Genomic DNA, 15,934 nt, shown 5'->3' with positions numbered 1-15,934 from the left:
GCTTGATAGTCACCTCAAACACAATAAAGTTGCGTGATGGATAGATTTGACGAAAAAATATTGCAAGAGCTGAAGCGGGATGGTCGATTAACCAATGTCGAGCTGTCGCAAAGGGTGGGGCTATCTCCGTCAGCGACGCTCAGGCGTGTACAAGAACTTGAGAAGCAAAAGGTCATTACCGGTTATAAAGCAATATTAAACCAGACCAAAATGGGGGTCGGTTTTGTGGCTTATGTGAGTGTTGGTTTATCGAACCATAGTAAAAAGTCACAGTTGGACTTCGAATCTCATATCTGTTTGGCCAAGCAGGTCGTGGAGTGCCATAACATTACTGGGGCGAGTGAATACTTGCTGCGGGTTGAAACGTCTGACTTGAATGCTTATAAGCGCTTTCATGCTGATGTGTTGGGTGAGATCCCACAAGTGAACTCGATTAGCACCATGGTAGTGATGGATACTCCCAAAGATGATCGAGGGTAAAAAGGGCACCATGTGTGCCCTTAAATTTGGATCCGGTGGTTGGTTATTCGTCACCACCGAAATCAAAGCCGCCGTCATCGCCGCTGAAGCCATTGTTGGCTAGAGTGTCGTCGAAGCCTGTATTTTCAAAGCCATCACTCCCGAAGCCAGCGTCTCCGAAACCCGCATCGCCAAAGCCTTCACTGCCGCCACCCAGCCCATCAGTACCGAAGCCGCCATTGTTGTCAGTATATTCTGATGCAAAGCTAGAAGAGTCATCTAAGAAGCCACCAGAGCTTTCCTCTGCACCAGAGCTCGCCAGGGCATCATCTGCTACTGCCTCATCTGCAGGAACACCTTCAGCTGAAGTGTCTGCAGCTTGAGCATCGGTTGCTGCCATCGCATCAGCGGCAGGGTCGTCATTATTAAATAGCATGTTGCTGATCATGTTACCGGCAACCATACCTACAGCCACGCTGGCTGCTGTTTGCATAAAGCTACCAAAGGCACTTGGCTGGTGGGTCGGCTGTGGCGGTTGAGGGGCAGGGCGGTTGCCACCCATCATCTTGCTCAGTGCGCTACGGTTGGCTTCCGATTTATGGTGGTCAACGCACTTCTCAAGGTACTCATTTTTTTGCTTGAGTTCCTTTAGCGCCATTTCTTGTACAAGAACAGCTTGGGTAAGCTTGTAGACTGCGTCATCTTGAGCACCAATTTCATTGTTGATCAAGCTTTCTGCTTCAGCATCTTTGGCTTTGTTTAGGCTCTGCTTCAGCTTGTTGGCGACATTTTGAATCAGCTCTTTTTCTTGTGGTGTCATGATTTACCTTCTCATTGAGTAGCACGTCATTATGCTTTGTTTTTATGACCTTCATCCTAGCCCATGGTTCCTGTTTCAATCTGTAACCATGCGTAAAAAACATTGCTGATTGGTTGAAATGCATACAAAAAATCCGGCAAATAGCCGGATTTTGCAATTAATTTACTTTCGATGCGCTGTGTTGTTTATTGGCGAATGCCTTCAACATGCAGTTCGATATCCGCATAGCTAGAAGAGCCCATCACCTGAATACCAAAATCTTTGAAGTCGATGCGGGTCGTGCCTGTGAAACCTGCACGATAGCCACCCCATGGGTCTTCACCTTCACCTATGAACTGGGCATCAATGGCAATAGGCTTGGTTTGGCCGTGCAGGCTTAGCTCACCAAAAATGGTCATTTCGCCATTGCCTTTAGGCTCTACTTTTGTCGAAGTAAATGTTGCTGTTGAAAATTTACCCGCATCAATAAAATCGGCACTACGCAAGTGCTTATCACGCTCAGCATGGTTACTGTCAAGGCTGGTTGTATCCACATTCACTTGTACTTTAGAAGCTGACAAGTTTTGCGGATCGTAGCTAAACGTACCGTCAAAAGTGTTAAAACGGCCTTTGATGAAGCTGTAGCCCAGGTGATCAACTTTAAAGTTGATAGATGCATGGGCACCTTTTGTATCAATAGCGTAATCTGCCGCTTGAGCAATACCTGACACTGATGCCGCTGCCATTAGTCCCATGGCGATGATGTGCTTTTTCATTTACTTTACTCCCAACATTTTCTTTAGGGTGTTGTCTTTATTTATGAAGTGGTGCTTGATTGCCGCTAAGGCATGCAAGCTGGCGAGTCCAATAAGGGCGAAGGCAAGGTAATAGTGTACCTCTCCTGCAATATCTGCTTGGTTTGGGAAGAGTTCTCCCATAGACGGTACCGCGAACCAATCGAAGACCTCGATTGCACGACCATCCGCTGTTGAAATGAGATAGCCAGAAGTGAAGATACCGAGAAGCAAAATGTAAATCAGGCCATGAGCCATTTTTGCTGCAGCGATTTCCCATGCAGCCCCTTCAATAGCAGGCTGCTTTTTGACGTGTTTCCATATCAACCTGAAAATGGTTACCAGAGCAAGGCAGATGCCGACTGACTTATGCCAGTGTGGGACTGGCTTGTACCATTGCGAGTAATAATTGAGATCCACCATCCACAACCCAACCGCAAATAAGCCAATCACAGTGACTGCTGTAAGCCAGTGGATAAAGATGGATAAACCATCATAAGTCTTTCTGTCCTTGTTCATCTTGTTCTACCGTATGTCACTAATAGGGATATTGTAGACATACCTGTCTGGAACATAAGTAGTAACAGTAGAACAACAACATCAGTTTATTTGAATAACATTGAGGTTGCAGGGCACGAGACGCAATTGATAACAGAAATGAAAAAGCCATGACCCTATTGGCAATGGCTTGCTGTCATGAGGTGGGGTTATCGCAGGATGTTGTTGTCGTGGCGCCAGTCCATGATGGTCCATTCATTCATCTGGGCGTGAAGCGCCAAGGAAGGATCAGGGTTGACGGCAAACGGGCGGTCCACAGCATCTAAAAGCGGAAGGTCATTGATAGAATCACTGTATCCGTAGCTGCCTTTGAATGTGTTATCTTGTTGGTCTAGCCATGCTTTCATCCTGATCACCTTTCCATATTGGTAACTTAGCGTACCTGTTGTTTTCCCAGTAAATTTTCCATTGATCTGTTCAAGATTTATGGCAATGGCATCGTCAGCGCCGAGTAGTTGAGCAATAGGTTTCACGAGGTGCTCACCGGTAGCAGATATAACCAAAATGGTATCGCCGCGGCGCTTGTGCCACTCTATTCGTTCAATTGCATCTTGGTACAAGGCAGGCTTGATGTGCTGAACGATGAAATCATTGACTAAAGCTGCTACGGCGGTGTTATCCATACCAATCATTGGCTTTAGCGTCGCCTGCATGTAGTCATCCATGTCCATTTGGCCTTTGGCATAGGCTTCCATCATTTCTTGCTCTTCTTGTAGAAGTGTTGATGGCGCTATACCTTTCTCGACCAAGTAGGCACTCCATAGGCTAGCAGAGTCAGCAGCAATCAATGTTTCATCAAGATCGAAAACCGCGAGGTAAGGTGTCACTTTTTTTGCTGGCTGCTTGTTTGTAGAGTTAATGTTTGCAGAGTTATTGGTTGTCAAACTGTGTTCCTATGATCTTTGTTGTATAAGTCGCTTTTGCTAAGCCGCTTTCTAACGGCATTCGCTCAGTTTCGATAGAGACTATGCAAGGGGGATGACAGTTAGTTTGCAAGACTATGACCTTTTTGCGTCACAAATCTAATTTGTTAATAGTTTACGATGATTACCACTTTGGCATCTTCATCACTAGGGTTGATATATCTGTGCTCTTGCATTGAATCGAAAGTTATTGAGCTGCCGGCTTTAAGTACATAAGACTTGCCGCTAACCACCAATTCAAGCACACCTTGATTAACAAAGATTTGTTCAGTGGTGCTGTTTGTATGATTCGATTTTGAATAATTGCAGCCGGGCTTGAAGGTGCCATGGAATACTTCATAACCGCTGGTCGGAGAGAACGGAAAAATACTATGGATGATCATCTTACCGTCATCATCCATCACCGGGATCATATCTTCGATATTCTGTACATCAACCTCAGAGCTTGAATTTTCCAGCAAGGTCTCCAGTTTGATTTTGAGTCCGTTTGCAATTTTCCACACTGTTGCAATGGTAGGCATCGACTCCGATCTTTCTATCTGACTCAGCATGGTTTTACTGACACCCGTCATAGCAGACACTTTGTCGAGACTTAGGCCCATTTTCTTACGGGTGCTTTTTAAGTTGTCCCCCAACACGGAAAAGTCGTTCATTTTTACCTCTTTTGAAACTTGTTGCTTAGATGACAAACATCACCACTGGCTTTACCGCTGACAGACAGCGCCTAAAGAGGGTGAATCATAGTAGCTGTAAACGAGCTTCGCAACTCGAATATAAAGGGTTTAATTACAGAGTGTTAGGTCTGAAGAATGCAGAAATCAACCTATTGATGCGTTGAATGGCAACAAGCGCTACCTCTATTAACAACAATCTCAAATTGACAATGCAAAAAATCCGTTGGACACTATAACGGATTTTTGTTCGCTATAAAGAATTTATAGCGATGGGGGAGTTGATAGCAATACCTTTACGACATTTCGGTACCCGTACATCAACTCATCTTTTTTGTTTTTCCCATGATAAGTGCAATGAGACATGGGCAACTTAATTTATATCAATACTGATTACGGAGTAGAGGATGAGCGATACGGATTTCTCTAAAATGAGACGCCGGACATTTATGAAGTGGGGAGCAGCTGTCGGTGGCGCGGCAATGGCTCCTTTGCCGTTCAAAACAGTGGCAGCTGAAGAACCTGAATCACCAGTCGGTGATACAAATACAGCTTGGTCAGCTTGTATGGTGAACTGCGGCAGCCGTTGCGCCCTTCGGGTGCATACCAAAGATGGGGTGATCACCCAAATTGAAACGGATAACCGTGGTGAGGACAGTGAATTCGGCCAGCATCAGATTCGAGCTTGTCTAAGAGGCCGCTCTATCAAGCATCGGGTATACAGTCCTGATCGCCTGAAGTATCCAATGAAGCGTATTGGTAAGCGGGGCGAAGGCCGTTTCCAGCGTATTAGCTGGGATGAAGCGTTTGATTTAATGGCGGACAAACTCAAGTATACCCTCAAAGAGTATGGCAACGATGCAGTACATATTACCTATGGGTCAGGTACTCAGGGGTTACGTACAGACGGCAAAGATTGTTTTAAACGCCTAATGAATCTGATGGGTGGTTTCCTCGACTACTATGGCAACTACAGTTGGGGCCAAATCCAGTTTGCACTCCCTTTTACCTATGGCAATACTAAGCCATCGGCTTACGGCTCTTATACCACGGAAATTGAAAATGCTGAGCTGCTGGTGATGTTCGGTTACAACCCAGCTGAAACACGAATGAGCGGCGGCGGTGAGATCCACGAACATATTAATGCCCAGCGTAAGCGCAATGTGCGTACTATTATTATCGACCCACGCTATACAGATACCATGCTGGGTAAAGAAGATGAGTGGATCCCAATCCGTCCGGGTACCGATGCCGCCTTGGTTGAAGGTATCGCCCATGTGCTGATCACCGAGCACTTGGTTGATCAGGATTTCCTCGATAAGTACTGCCAAGGCTTTGATGAGAAAACCCTACCTGACAGCGCACCTCAGAATGGTCACTATAAAGCGCATATTCTTGGCCACGGACCTGATGGCATTGAGAAAACGCCGCAATGGGCATCTAAAATCACCGGTATTTCAGCCAAGAAAATTATTCAACTAGCGCGTGAAATTGGTACAGCTAAACCTTGCTTTATTACTCAGGGGACGGGTATCCAGCGCCAGTCCAATGGTGAGCAAACATCCCGTGCAATCGTAATGCTGCCAATTCTTACTGGTAACATTGGCCTTGCGGGCACGAATACCGGCGATATGCCAGCTAACTATGGCTATCCTGCGCCTCGCTTACCTGTTGGCTCAAATCCCATTTCAACCCGAGTTACCTTTTTTAAGTGGGTGGATGCTATCTGGCGTCACCATGAAATGACGGATAAATCTGATGGCCTGCAAGGCGGCGATAAGCTAGAAAATCCAATCAAGTTTATTATTTCCTGCGCCAGTAACGTGTTGATGAACCAGCATGCGGGCTTGAACCGTCAGGCAGAAATCTTGGGAGATGAGTCACTTTGTGAGTTTATCGTGGTGTGTGATAACCACATGACGGCTTCTGCTCGCTGGGCTGACTTGCTTCTGCCAGATGTGACCACGCTTGAAAATACCGAAGTTAGCTCAGACGGTTACTCTTCGGGTTCGATGGCAGCTCTGTTCCCTCTTGAAAGGGTTATTGAGCCATTGTTTGAAACCAAGAGCGTATATGAAATGTGTGCCGAGCTTTCAAAGCGTTTTGGTTTACACGAACAGTTTACTGAAGGTCGCACTCATGATGAGTGGTTGGAATTCCTTTATAGCGAACGAATGAAGCAAGACCCGGCGATCCCGAGCCTGGCCGACTTGCGTAAGCAGGGCCCGTACCGGATTGTTGCCCCGAAAGAAGGGCGTATCGCATTGGAAGATTTCCGCAAAGACCCAGTTGCCAACCCGGTAGGAACCCCTTCAGGCCGAATTGAAATATATTCCACGAAGCTTGAGACCATTGCCAAAGAATGGGATTTGGTCGAAGGTGACATCGTAACACCACTGCCTCAGTATGTGGTTAGTTGGGACAGTCATTTAGACCCAAGGGCTAAGGACTTCCCGCTACAAATTGCGGGCTACCACACCAAGGGGCGCACTCACTCGACGTACCACAATATCCCGTGGCTGCGTGAAGCCGTCTTCGATGGATTGTGGATCAACCCAATTGATGCCAACAAACGTGGCTTGCAAAGTGGAGACCACGTCAAAATTTGGAATGACCGCGGTGAGATCCGTATGGCAGTGAAGGTCACGCCTCGAATCATGCCGGGTGTTGTCGGCTTAGGTCAGGGCGCTTGGTACTCGCCGGATAAAAACGGCGTCGATTTAGGGGGATGTGTCAATACACTTACCAATCAGCGTGCAACACCATTGTCCAAGGGCAACGGCCAGCACTCCATCCTCGTTGAAGTCGCAAAAGTCTAAGGAGCGGGTATAAATGACTCAATATGGTTTTCACGTTGATACTAGTAAGTGCACAGGCTGCAAAACGTGCCAGGTATCTTGCAAAGATAGAAGTGACCTGCCAGTTGGTGTGAATTGGCGTCGGGTATATGAATACGCGGGCGGTGACTGGGTAATGGGTACTGATGGTACCTATACCAATGATGTTTTCGCCTACTACATGTCGGTTAGTTGCAATCATTGTAGCAACCCTGCCTGCACCAAGGCGTGTCCAACCGGTGCAATGCACAAGAGAAAAGAAGATGGCCTCGTAGTTGTTGATGGCGATGTGTGTGTAGGGTGTCGCTATTGCGAAATGGCTTGCCCTTATGGCGCACCGCAGTACAACCCAGAAAAAAAACACATGACCAAATGTGATGGTTGTTATGAGCGTATCGGTACTGGGCAAAAGCCAGTATGTGTGGAGTCTTGCCCGCTGCGTGCATTGGACTTTGGGCCGATTCATGAGTTACGCGAGAAATACGGCGCAAGGGCTGATATTGCACCGTTGCCTGATCCTCGACTGACAAGCCCGAACCTGATTGTTAGCACTTGCTCCAACAGCAAATTAAGTGGTGATACCAAAGGGAAAATCCAGAATCCAACGGAGGTGGGAGCATGAGCCAGCTATCACTTGTTATCTTTACAGTCTTAGCACAGGCTGCTGTCGGTATGTTCATTGCCTTAGGCCTGGTTGAAATGCTGCTAAAACCCAATGAGAAGGTGATGACCCGAAGCTTTATTGCGGTCTTTGTCCTGCTGGGTATCGGTGCTATGGCGTCTGTCACCCACCTAGGCCAACCATTCCGTATGTTTAACGTTATGTTTGGTCTTGCCCACGGTAGCGCACTTAGCCTTGAGATTGTAGGCCTTAGCCTGTTTGGCGGTGCGGGCGCTGCTTACACCGGTATGCGCCTTTTTGATATCAGGCCAGATGTTCGTAAATTCCTGCTGCCAATCGCAATGGTGATGGGAGTGGTTTTCATCTTAGCGATTGCAAATGTTTATACGTTGGCCACCGTACCGACATGGAACACGCCGTTTACCTCGTTCCAGTTCTTAATGACGGCTGCGGTTCTTGGGCCTATTGCTGCAGCGGTAATGCTTCGCTTGCAAGCTAAGGGAATGGGAGAGCTGGCGCCGAAAGCAGATAAAACCCTTGCCGTTTCGGCTGCGGCATTTGGCATTATTGCTCTGATGGGGTACGCGGCATATTTGGTATGGCTTGGTCAGTTGAATGTCCACGTAAACCCATTTGAGGTGGTCGATTATTCGTTCCGAGTGGCACTGATTCGTGTCGGCTTGTTGATATCAGGTATCATTTTCTGGTTGGTCAGCGCAACTAAAGGAAGCCATGGTGCCAAGCCTGTGGTATTTGCTAGCTTTGCTATCGTACTAGCTTCTGAGCTGATGGGACGTGCATTTTTCTATGACGTATTTATCAGTGCGGGCAGCGGTATGTAACTAGCTCAGGAACATTATCAGTTCAATAGGTTTGATAAAAAGATGAAGGTTGGAGTTCCGCCTTCATCTTTTTTTAGTTCATCAATAATCCAACGTACCGCGGATTGGGTAGTGGTTGTCAGGATTTCTGATCCAAGCAAGGCCGCGGGTTAAAGCGCCAAGTTCAGGACGGACAAATGGGTTGTTGGATATGTCGACCACGTGCAACTTTCCGTGTTCGTTAACCACAAACAAGCCCGGCTCGGCAAAATTATGATCTGTCTCTTGCTCGGAGCGTGGTAGGGAAATGTAGACACACAAGGTTTTCATTTGCTCTTTGGTAAGCCCATAAGCGATAGGAAATGAGATATCGAGCTTTTCAAGGTGGGTTTCAAGCTGCGCTTTTGAATCTGCCGAAACAGCAAGGATATCGACATCAGCATCAGCAAAGGCTTGCTTGTAATTTTCTAGGTCGTTGAGGTACTGGGTGCAAAGGGGGCAATGTTTGCCTCGGTATACAAAGACAGCTTGCCAAGTTGCGTCACCTTGAGGCTCGCCCAGTTTTACTTCAGAGCCATCGAGCATTGTTGCTGTCAGGGCAGGAAAATCGTTACCTGCTTTGAGCTTCAACGAATAATCCATGTTTCACTCCATTGGTATAGATTGTTTGAATCACAGTGCTCATTGTGGACACGGATACCGCTATCTTCAAGTAGTTAACTTTTAGTAACCTACTAAGCTGAAATGCAAAACCCCATCACCTGCATTTCGCGGGCAATGGGGTAACAGAAAAGGGAGGGAGTTAAATTATGCGATTTGGGTCATCTCATTGACGGTAAACTGCTCCACACAGCCTTCAGTAGCAGCCATGTAATCAGCAAGGTGTTGGTTACCCATATGCTGCTGCCATAACTCACGTGAGGTCCAGTTTTCAAAAAACAGGAAGTGTGCAGGGTTTTCGTTGTCTTGGTGAAGGTCATAGTTGATGCAACCTTCTTCCGCACGTGTTACATCAATAAGCTTCAATAGCTCTGCTTTTACAAGGTCAACTTTGTCTTCTTTAGCGATGATGTTGGCAACGATGGTTAGCTTAGTCATGGGGCTTCCTCTCATAATTTGTATATGGACATTTTGGCTGCGGTGTTGAATACCGCGTTGATGTATTGAATATTAGATGGCTATAGCTTTTCTGAAAACAGGTGTGCTTTTGATTTATTATCAAATTAAAATTGATAATAAATGCTTGGCTTTATGCTACTTCCGCATTTCCTTTTCCTGATTGTGAAGGACAATCGGTTAGTCATTTTGCGAGTAAGATGGCATTAAAGCATTTCAGTGGACCAGGTTAACTAATTAATCATCTACCCTTAGCATATCCGTATGAAAGTAGAGTTATGTTGGAGGGCGGCGATGGCAGAACAAGATTATCGTATCGAGGTTATGTCGAAACAGGACTTATTACAGGCCATTGATTGGGCCGCCGCAGAAGGATGGAATCCGGGGCTTTATGATATTGAGTCATTTTATGCCGCAGACCCGAATGGTTTTTTGGTTGGTTATTTAGGGGGTGAAGCGATTGCTTCGATTTCGGTGGTGAAGTACGACGGTAGTTACGGTTTTTTGGGCTTTTATATTGTTAAGCCTGAATATCGTGGTAAGGGTTATGGCTTTAAGCTCTGGCAAGCAGGGTTGCAATACTTGGAAGGCTGTAATGTGGGATTAGATGGTGTTGTTGAGCAGCAGGGTAACTATAAGCAATCAGGGTTTAAGCTCGCTTATGGCAACATTCGCTTTGAAGGCGTTGGTGGCGGTGATGAGCCTGAAGGTATAGGGTTGATCGATCTCAGTGAATTGCCATTAAGTGAAGTAGTGGATTATGACGCTGCTTTTTTCCCAACCGAAAGAGCGCTTTTTTTACAGAAATGGATAAATCAAACTGGCTCTAGTGCATTGGGTATCAAACAAGCAGGTAAACTGGTTGGTTATGGAGTGATCCGCCCGTGTAGAAACGGATTTAAGATAGGGCCGCTTTTTGCCGATGATGCTTTGTTAGCAGAGGAGCTTTTTCTTGCTCTTCGAACTAAAGCAACCGCAACAGATAATATTTATTTGGACGTGCCGGAAGTGAATCTCCCCGGCGTAGCACTAGCAGAAAAATACAATATGGAGCCAGTGTTTACCACTGCACGCATGTACACAGGGGATACGCCTGAGATTTCGGTTGACCGTACATTTGGCGTCACCACCTTCGAGTTGGGCTAGTGAGAATCACAGCTTATTTGCCCAGCCTACTTTCGAGTAAAAGAGAAAGTAAATGCTGGGCAATGGCTGTGCGGCAAGCCAATTGTTAAAATAGGCTGCTTAGTGAATTTATGACTTTATTGATTGTTCAATAGCAACCGCCACGGCGACCGTTGCGCCAACCATAGGGTTGTTACCCATACCCACCAAACCCATCATTTCAACATGAGCTGGCACGGAAGAAGAGCCAGCGAACTGGGCGTCACAGTGCATTCTGCCCATGGTATCAGTCATGCCGTATGATGCAGGACCGGCAGCCACGTTGTCAGGGTGAAGGGTACGTCCGGTACCGCCACCTGAGGCGACAGAAAAGTATGCCTTGCCCTGTTCCAGGCGTTCTTTCTTGTAGGTCCCTGCCACAGGGTGCTGAAAGCGGGTAGGGTTAGTCGAATTACCCGTAATTGATATGTCGACGTTTTCACGATACATAATAGCCACACCTTCCTGTACATCGTCGGCACCGTAACAACTTATCTCACCTCGTGGGCCTTTTGAGAATCGGCGTTCTGAAACAACATTCAGTTTGCCACTGTCATAATCATATTTTGTTTGGACATAGTTAAAGCCATTGATGCGAGAGATCAAGTAGGCCGCATCTTTGCCTAGGCCATTGAGGGTCACCCGAAGCGGTTGCTGGCGTACTTTGTTGGCATTTAGGGCAATTTTAATTGCTCCTTCAGCCGCCGCATAAGACTCGTGCCCAGCTAGAAAGCAAAAGCACTGGGTTTCTTCACTTAGCAGGCGAGCGGCCAATTTTCCGTGTCCGATACCCACCTGGCGTTGATCGGCTACTGAGCCAGGGATACAGAAGGCCTGCAAGCCTTGTCCTATATCCTCTGCCGCTTCAGCTGCGCTTTGGCTTTCCTCTTTTAATGCGATAGCGGCACCCAGTACATAAGCCCATGCTGCATCTTCAAAGGCAATAGGTTGGGTCTCTTTGACAATTTCATAAGGGTTAACATTGTGCTCTTTGCAATACGCTAGAGCGTCATTCATCGAACTGAAACCATATTGTTCAAGGAGTGGCTGAATTTGGTTGATGCGGCGGTCGTAATTTTCGAATAATGCGGCCATGATGCTGTCCTCGGAAAAAGAAAGTAATGTTTATAGGTTGGTGACGTTGTCACCTATTGTGCGCCAGTTACTGATGGCGAGGATCAATAGTCTTGACCGCTTCATCAAAACGTCCATATTGTCCCGTTGCTTGTTGCATTGCTTCTGCGGCAGGGACTCCTTTGCCAATTGATCCCATCATTTTTCCAAGATTGACAAAGCGATAGCCGATGATTTCATCATTTTCATCAAGTGCTAGTTCGGTAACATACCCTTCGGCCATTTCCATATAGCGCGGCCCCTTGGCACGCGTACCGTAATGGGTGCCGATTTGGCTACGAAGCCCTTTCCCCAAGTCCTCTAGCCCAGCGCCTATTGGCAGGCCATCTAGTGAGAAAGCGGTTTGGGTGCGGCCATATACATACTGCAAGAAAATTTCACGCATCGCGACATTGATGGCATCGCACACCAAATCTGTGTTCAATGCTTCAAGAATGGTCTTGCCTGTAATTAGCTCAGAGGCCATAGCTGCAGAATGGGTCATACCTGAGCAGCCGATGGTCTCAATGAGGGCCTCTTCGATAATGCCGTCTTTGACATTAAGGGTGAGCTTCGCTGCGCCTTGCTGAGGCGCACAGGTGCCAACGCCATGGCTTACCCCGGAAATAGCGATAACATCTTTGGGGTGTACCCAACGGCCTTCGACAGGAATAGGAGATGATTGATGTTGAGGCCCTCTCTGGATAGGGCACATGTCTTGGATTTCAGTTGAATATTGCATTGCTTTTGCTCATCTCTAACAGGTGTTTGTTTGAGCAAAGAATGGGGAGGAATATTAACGCTAACAACATACCCAGAGGCACTACGAAAACACAGTGCCAACGAGGATCCTCGGCCATTCATTGCCGTTGTTGTTAGACGTCATCATCCCAGTAGGGCGGTTAAAGGAGGAACATCATCTCCCACCAACGATTACCTCTCGTCGATGGGATTAACTATACGCCAGTGACCAAAAAATGAACTACCTGAATGAAAAATCCTAGATTGCAAAACTGGAATAGTCTTTTTGCTCTAGTTGAAATGTAAGGGGATCTTTCGAGCCTTACCAATAATTCAATCACTTAATTAGTACCATTAATATTTCTATGGTTTTTGACCGTCCGCTTGACGAAATTTTACAGAAATCGAACATTGTTTTGCATTGCAGGACGTAATCTAGCGCCATAAAAGAATGGAGCTAAACCATGAAATTACAACTTAGAGCGGAATCAAAGCAACTGCCAAAAGCTAAGCAATCATTGACCAAAGTTCTGATGACAAGCGCAATAGCGGTGATCATTGCAACTGCGGGGATCACTGTACCTAATGTGGCTGAGGCGAAGGGACATAAGCATCACCACCATCATCACCATAAGCATAAACATCACAAGCATAAGCACCACAAACATAAACACCATGTAGTTGTAGTGAAGAAGAAGCCCAAAAAAAAGCATAAGAAAGTAGTGGTTGTTCACAAGTACCCTAAGCACCGCCACTATCATCGTAGTCGTCTACCAGAGATAGCGACATTTGCAGTGATTGCAGGCGCAACCTATGCCATTATCGATAATCACTACTATAAACGCCGTGGTGATAATTATGAATATGTGGCTAAGCCTCGATGATTTTTACGGATGCCCTGATTGTCAGGGCATCATACTGTATAAATTCAAACGGTGTTCATAATTTTTTGAGTTAGGTTACAACTTTTTGCTTCTCGTCTGTTATAGTCACTTCAATATGCATTGATTTGCTATCTAGCCCCTAATATCAAACGAGTAGGTTTGTTGATTTAGAGGAAAATAAAAATAAAGAGCATTTAGTTCGCTTAATAATTGAACGGTGTTTTATATTCGACGGCGAGTTAAACTCAACCAGTTGGTATCAGGATGAAAAATTTAACGTTAATGGCTGTTATATCTATGTTTCTTTTTGGGTGTGCAAGCCCAAGTGAGGATGATGCCTCTAAAGTGATTCCGGTGGATCTACAGAAGAGTGAGCTAATTGAGGTGCTGAGCGAAAAAGCGACAGCAGATGCTCTAGATGTTCAGTATCTACTTAAAGATGCTGAGATGACCAATGAAGATATGGCTGAGTTTAGAGAGCAGTTGATTTTAGCGTTAGGACAGGAGCAAATAAACTACAGCTTCATTCCTCATTCAGAATTTCAGAACTTATCTGCTATCGCGAAAGCCAAGCCTAATGGTTGCTATGTGAAAGAGAATTATGAGTACTACAGCCCTCAACTACAGGAAGACGTGATTTTTGTCGTAGAGAATATGCGCGTATGTGCGAAAGAAGACGATTATGTGGCGCTTGATACCAGTATTGGAGACTTTCAGATAGCAGTGAAATATGGCGATACGGTGATGAAAACATTTCGAAAAGCTTCATACTTTCACAATTATGTGAAGATTAGTGAAAATACATATTCATCCCTGTCTGTAGGCAAGCTGACGTTGAATGAAAACCTGCTGTCATTTGAGACTGAATCAGGGATTACTTATGAGGTTGATGAGAAAGGCGTTGTCACTCGGAGTGATATTGGATTGATCGGGGTCGTTCATTAACGGTGAAATAGAAAAGGGAGGCATTTTGCCTGTCTCTTGATCACATCTCATCAGAGGTAAAGGATTGGGCTATAAGGTATCCTTCTTGAATTGCTGCTAATTTATACCAGCCTCGCCATAGGGCGGCCCAACCGGGCCGCCCTGTTCGCTTACTGTCATACCATCCGCCTAGCCTTGCTAATGTAACTCGAGCCCATTTCAGATCTGGAGCTGTTGTTGGTAAGGGCTTATTTTCTTGTTTGACCCATAATAATTTCCAGCATATTCCGGGTAGAACAGACTCACAGCTACTGGTTTCTTGTCCGCGGCTTTCTGCTCTAAGTTGTAACAAGCGGATAGCGATAAACGCTTGAATGACGGCAACTCTCTCCAGGTTGTCCTTTGATTGAAGTTGCAGTGCTTCGACATCGGTTCCATCACTTTTCCACGCCTTGTGGAACTCTTCAACCAACCAGCGCTGTTCGTAGTAACTGATTATCTCCTGGGCTTTCGCTAACGTTGTCACTGGCTCTGAAGTCAGTAAGTGCCACTCCAATTTTTCGTTGTTGTCACCTCGCTCTTTACAACCAACATAATACAGAGAAAGTGACTTGCCACACTTATTGGCTGGAACCTTAATCGTAATAGGAGCAAAGCATACATCTAATGTTGCTTTACGCGCTTTGCGACCACCCCGTTGAGCAATATGGACAGTTCGTTGTCCCGATGGGGATAACTCCTTTGCATAATCATGGAGCTTATAACCACTTTCCTCAATGCAGCGACTATAGGTCGAGCGCACAACAAAACGCTGCTGGTTGGTCAGCTTGTAATGTAAGTATTCGTAGATGTCTGACTCCCTATCACACACTGAAATGACTCGGGCTTGGAGTTGACCTAAACGTTCAGACATTGCGGTTGATGCCTGTTGCCACTTGAAGGTCTCCTTCTCTTCATACGGTCGCTTGGCGAACTTATGTCCCCGGCCTCGAGTCGCAATATCCCTCGTCCACCGCTGTTGTTCGATTAGCCCCACAACCTTTTGCTCGCGTGGTGCAAACAACAGAACAGAGTGAGCTAGCATCCCCCGGGTTCGATTTCCCGAGTTCACGTGACCAAGTTCATCGGAGAGGCTTTTATGCGTGTAGGTTAGAGCGGTGGAGTCTTCAAGGGCAAGTAATAAGTCATGCGCTTCAGCCTCGTTAGTTGTTGCCACAAAACCGGCTTCAGCTATCGCATTGGCTTCAACATCAGGGTTACGGATGAGGCGATATGCCCCTTCAATAGAGGCGGGATTAGGGCAGGCTTGCACAATAGACACTCCAACATTAGATGCCATATCACTGGCTAATTGGACTAGTCGTTGTGTACGTCTAGAGTCGCCAAGCTTGGCATGCGAAAAGGTTTGTTGAGCCCATTCTAAAGTAGAATTCCCTATCATGATGATGACCTTTACTCATATTGTGTAAGATCGGATCGCAATAAAGAAAAAGAGTTCAAAAAAAGCC

At 46.2% G+C, this 15,934-nt stretch carries 17 protein-coding genes and 1 riboswitch; of the genes, 7 read left to right on the top strand and 10 right to left on the bottom strand.

Annotation, left to right across the window (positions count from 1 at the left end; translation table 11 throughout):
• Positions 1-36: 36 nt before the first annotated feature.
• A complete protein-coding gene (locus tag ACXAGQ_RS19665) occupies positions 37-480 on the top strand; it encodes an Lrp/AsnC family transcriptional regulator (RefSeq protein ID WP_475256133.1) in 444 nt (147 codons plus the stop codon).
• Positions 481-523: 43 nt separating this feature from the next.
• On the opposite strand, the gene ACXAGQ_RS19660 is transcribed toward ACXAGQ_RS19665, so the two are convergent.
• From ACXAGQ_RS19660 to ACXAGQ_RS19640, 5 genes are all read right to left on the bottom strand, one after another.
• A complete protein-coding gene (locus ACXAGQ_RS19660; protein WP_475256131.1) occupies positions 524-1,279 on the bottom strand; it encodes a DUF2076 domain-containing protein in 756 nt (251 codons plus the stop codon).
• Between the two features lie 185 nt (positions 1,280-1,464).
• Positions 1,465-2,034, bottom strand: a complete 570-nt coding sequence (locus ACXAGQ_RS19655; protein WP_475256129.1) for a YceI family protein — start codon at positions 2,032-2,034, stop codon at positions 1,465-1,467.
• Positions 2,035-2,571, bottom strand: a complete 537-nt coding sequence (locus ACXAGQ_RS19650; RefSeq protein ID WP_475256127.1) for a cytochrome b — start codon at positions 2,569-2,571, stop codon at positions 2,035-2,037.
• Between the two features lie 188 nt (positions 2,572-2,759).
• Positions 2,760-3,494 carry an HAD family hydrolase gene (locus ACXAGQ_RS19645; protein WP_475256125.1) on the bottom strand — a complete coding sequence of 245 codons (735 nt, stop codon included), beginning with the start codon at positions 3,492-3,494 and terminating at the stop codon, positions 2,760-2,762.
• A gap of 146 nt (positions 3,495-3,640) precedes the next feature.
• Positions 3,641-4,186, bottom strand: coding sequence for a helix-turn-helix domain-containing protein (locus ACXAGQ_RS19640; RefSeq protein ID WP_475256123.1), 546 nt, complete (start codon positions 4,184-4,186; stop codon positions 3,641-3,643).
• 425 nt (positions 4,187-4,611) lie between these two features.
• Here ACXAGQ_RS19640 and ACXAGQ_RS19635 point away from each other — a divergent pair, with 425 nt between their 5' ends.
• Genes ACXAGQ_RS19635 through ACXAGQ_RS19625 form a run of 3 tightly spaced genes read left to right on the top strand, consistent with a single transcriptional unit; the run spans position 4,612 to position 8,505 of the window.
• Positions 4,612-7,023, top strand: a complete 2,412-nt coding sequence (locus ACXAGQ_RS19635; RefSeq protein WP_475256121.1) for a DMSO/selenate family reductase complex A subunit — start codon at positions 4,612-4,614, stop codon at positions 7,021-7,023.
• Positions 7,024-7,036: 13 nt separating this feature from the next.
• Positions 7,037-7,663, top strand: a complete 627-nt coding sequence (locus ACXAGQ_RS19630) for a DMSO/selenate family reductase complex B subunit (RefSeq protein ID WP_039469785.1) — start codon at positions 7,037-7,039, stop codon at positions 7,661-7,663.
• Entirely contained in the window at positions 7,660-8,505 is an 846-nt protein-coding gene (locus tag ACXAGQ_RS19625) for a dimethyl sulfoxide reductase anchor subunit family protein (protein WP_475256120.1), read from the top strand. Before ACXAGQ_RS19630 ends, ACXAGQ_RS19625 begins: the two co-directional genes overlap by 4 nt.
• A gap of 81 nt (positions 8,506-8,586) precedes the next feature.
• Here the strand turns inward: ACXAGQ_RS19625 and ACXAGQ_RS19620 are convergent, their stop codons facing one another.
• Both ACXAGQ_RS19620 and ACXAGQ_RS19615 read right to left on the bottom strand, forming a co-directional pair.
• Positions 8,587-9,126, bottom strand: a complete 540-nt coding sequence (locus ACXAGQ_RS19620; RefSeq protein WP_475256118.1) for a redoxin domain-containing protein — start codon at positions 9,124-9,126, stop codon at positions 8,587-8,589.
• Positions 9,127-9,291: 165 nt separating this feature from the next.
• A complete protein-coding gene (locus ACXAGQ_RS19615; RefSeq protein ID WP_475245075.1) occupies positions 9,292-9,582 on the bottom strand; it encodes a putative quinol monooxygenase in 291 nt (96 codons plus the stop codon).
• A 312-nt stretch (positions 9,583-9,894) separates the two neighbouring features.
• On the opposite strand from ACXAGQ_RS19615, the gene ACXAGQ_RS19610 reads away from it, so the two are divergent.
• On the top strand, positions 9,895-10,746 hold the full coding sequence (locus ACXAGQ_RS19610; RefSeq protein ID WP_475256116.1) for a GNAT family N-acetyltransferase: 852 nt from the start codon (positions 9,895-9,897) through the stop codon (positions 10,744-10,746).
• 108 nt (positions 10,747-10,854) lie between these two features.
• On the opposite strand, the gene ACXAGQ_RS19605 is transcribed toward ACXAGQ_RS19610, so the two are convergent.
• Both ACXAGQ_RS19605 and ACXAGQ_RS19600 read right to left on the bottom strand, forming a co-directional pair.
• The gene (locus tag ACXAGQ_RS19605; protein ID WP_475256115.1) at positions 10,855-11,859 is read right to left on the bottom strand and encodes a GGGtGRT protein; all 1,005 of its coding nucleotides are present in this window, start codon (positions 11,857-11,859) and stop codon (positions 10,855-10,857) included.
• A gap of 67 nt (positions 11,860-11,926) precedes the next feature.
• Entirely contained in the window at positions 11,927-12,619 is a 693-nt protein-coding gene (locus ACXAGQ_RS19600; RefSeq protein ID WP_475256113.1) for an iron-sulfur cluster assembly scaffold protein, read from the bottom strand.
• 127 nt (positions 12,620-12,746) lie between these two features.
• A riboswitch (Fluoride riboswitch) is annotated at positions 12,747-12,810 on the bottom strand.
• A gap of 272 nt (positions 12,811-13,082) precedes the next feature.
• On the opposite strand from ACXAGQ_RS19600, the gene ACXAGQ_RS19595 reads away from it, so the two are divergent.
• On the top strand, positions 13,083-13,502 hold the full coding sequence (locus ACXAGQ_RS19595) for a hypothetical protein (RefSeq protein WP_475245082.1): 420 nt from the start codon (positions 13,083-13,085) through the stop codon (positions 13,500-13,502).
• 264 nt (positions 13,503-13,766) lie between these two features.
• The gene (locus ACXAGQ_RS19590; RefSeq protein ID WP_475256111.1) at positions 13,767-14,447 is read left to right on the top strand and encodes a hypothetical protein; all 681 of its coding nucleotides are present in this window, start codon (positions 13,767-13,769) and stop codon (positions 14,445-14,447) included.
• 40 nt (positions 14,448-14,487) lie between these two features.
• Here the strand turns inward: ACXAGQ_RS19590 and ACXAGQ_RS19585 are convergent, their stop codons facing one another.
• Positions 14,488-15,867: an IS4 family transposase gene (locus ACXAGQ_RS19585; protein WP_475251517.1), complete on the bottom strand. Its 1,380-nt coding sequence runs from the start codon at positions 15,865-15,867 to the stop codon at positions 14,488-14,490.
• Positions 15,868-15,934: the final 67 nt, after the last annotated feature.

The organism is Photobacterium sp. ABD4_091, from assembly GCF_056160145.1.
Note: the sequence above shows the minus strand (reverse complement) of the source record. Positions and strands in the feature narration are given on the sequence as shown.

Coding starts and splice junctions, on each gene's coding strand:
- ACXAGQ_RS19665 (WP_475256133.1), top strand. CDS start 37: ATGGATAGATTTGACGAAAAAATATTGCAAGAGCTGAAGCGGGATGGT.
- ACXAGQ_RS19660 (WP_475256131.1), bottom strand. CDS start 1,279: ATGACACCACAAGAAAAAGAGCTGATTCAAAATGTCGCCAACAAGCTG.
- ACXAGQ_RS19655 (WP_475256129.1), bottom strand. CDS start 2,034: ATGAAAAAGCACATCATCGCCATGGGACTAATGGCAGCGGCATCAGTG.
- ACXAGQ_RS19650 (WP_475256127.1), bottom strand. CDS start 2,571: ATGAACAAGGACAGAAAGACTTATGATGGTTTATCCATCTTTATCCAC.
- ACXAGQ_RS19640 (WP_475256123.1), bottom strand. CDS start 4,186: ATGAACGACTTTTCCGTGTTGGGGGACAACTTAAAAAGCACCCGTAAG.
- ACXAGQ_RS19635 (WP_475256121.1), top strand. CDS start 4,612: ATGAGCGATACGGATTTCTCTAAAATGAGACGCCGGACATTTATGAAG.
- ACXAGQ_RS19630 (WP_039469785.1), top strand. CDS start 7,037: ATGACTCAATATGGTTTTCACGTTGATACTAGTAAGTGCACAGGCTGC.
- ACXAGQ_RS19625 (WP_475256120.1), top strand. CDS start 7,660: ATGAGCCAGCTATCACTTGTTATCTTTACAGTCTTAGCACAGGCTGCT.
- ACXAGQ_RS19620 (WP_475256118.1), bottom strand. CDS start 9,126: ATGGATTATTCGTTGAAGCTCAAAGCAGGTAACGATTTTCCTGCCCTG.
- ACXAGQ_RS19615 (WP_475245075.1), bottom strand. CDS start 9,582: ATGACTAAGCTAACCATCGTTGCCAACATCATCGCTAAAGAAGACAAA.
- ACXAGQ_RS19610 (WP_475256116.1), top strand. CDS start 9,895: ATGGCAGAACAAGATTATCGTATCGAGGTTATGTCGAAACAGGACTTA.
- ACXAGQ_RS19605 (WP_475256115.1), bottom strand. CDS start 11,859: ATGGCCGCATTATTCGAAAATTACGACCGCCGCATCAACCAAATTCAG.
- ACXAGQ_RS19600 (WP_475256113.1), bottom strand. CDS start 12,619: ATGCAATATTCAACTGAAATCCAAGACATGTGCCCTATCCAGAGAGGG.
- ACXAGQ_RS19595 (WP_475245082.1), top strand. CDS start 13,083: ATGAAATTACAACTTAGAGCGGAATCAAAGCAACTGCCAAAAGCTAAG.
- ACXAGQ_RS19590 (WP_475256111.1), top strand. CDS start 13,767: ATGAAAAATTTAACGTTAATGGCTGTTATATCTATGTTTCTTTTTGGG.
- ACXAGQ_RS19585 (WP_475251517.1), bottom strand. CDS start 15,867: ATGATAGGGAATTCTACTTTAGAATGGGCTCAACAAACCTTTTCGCAT.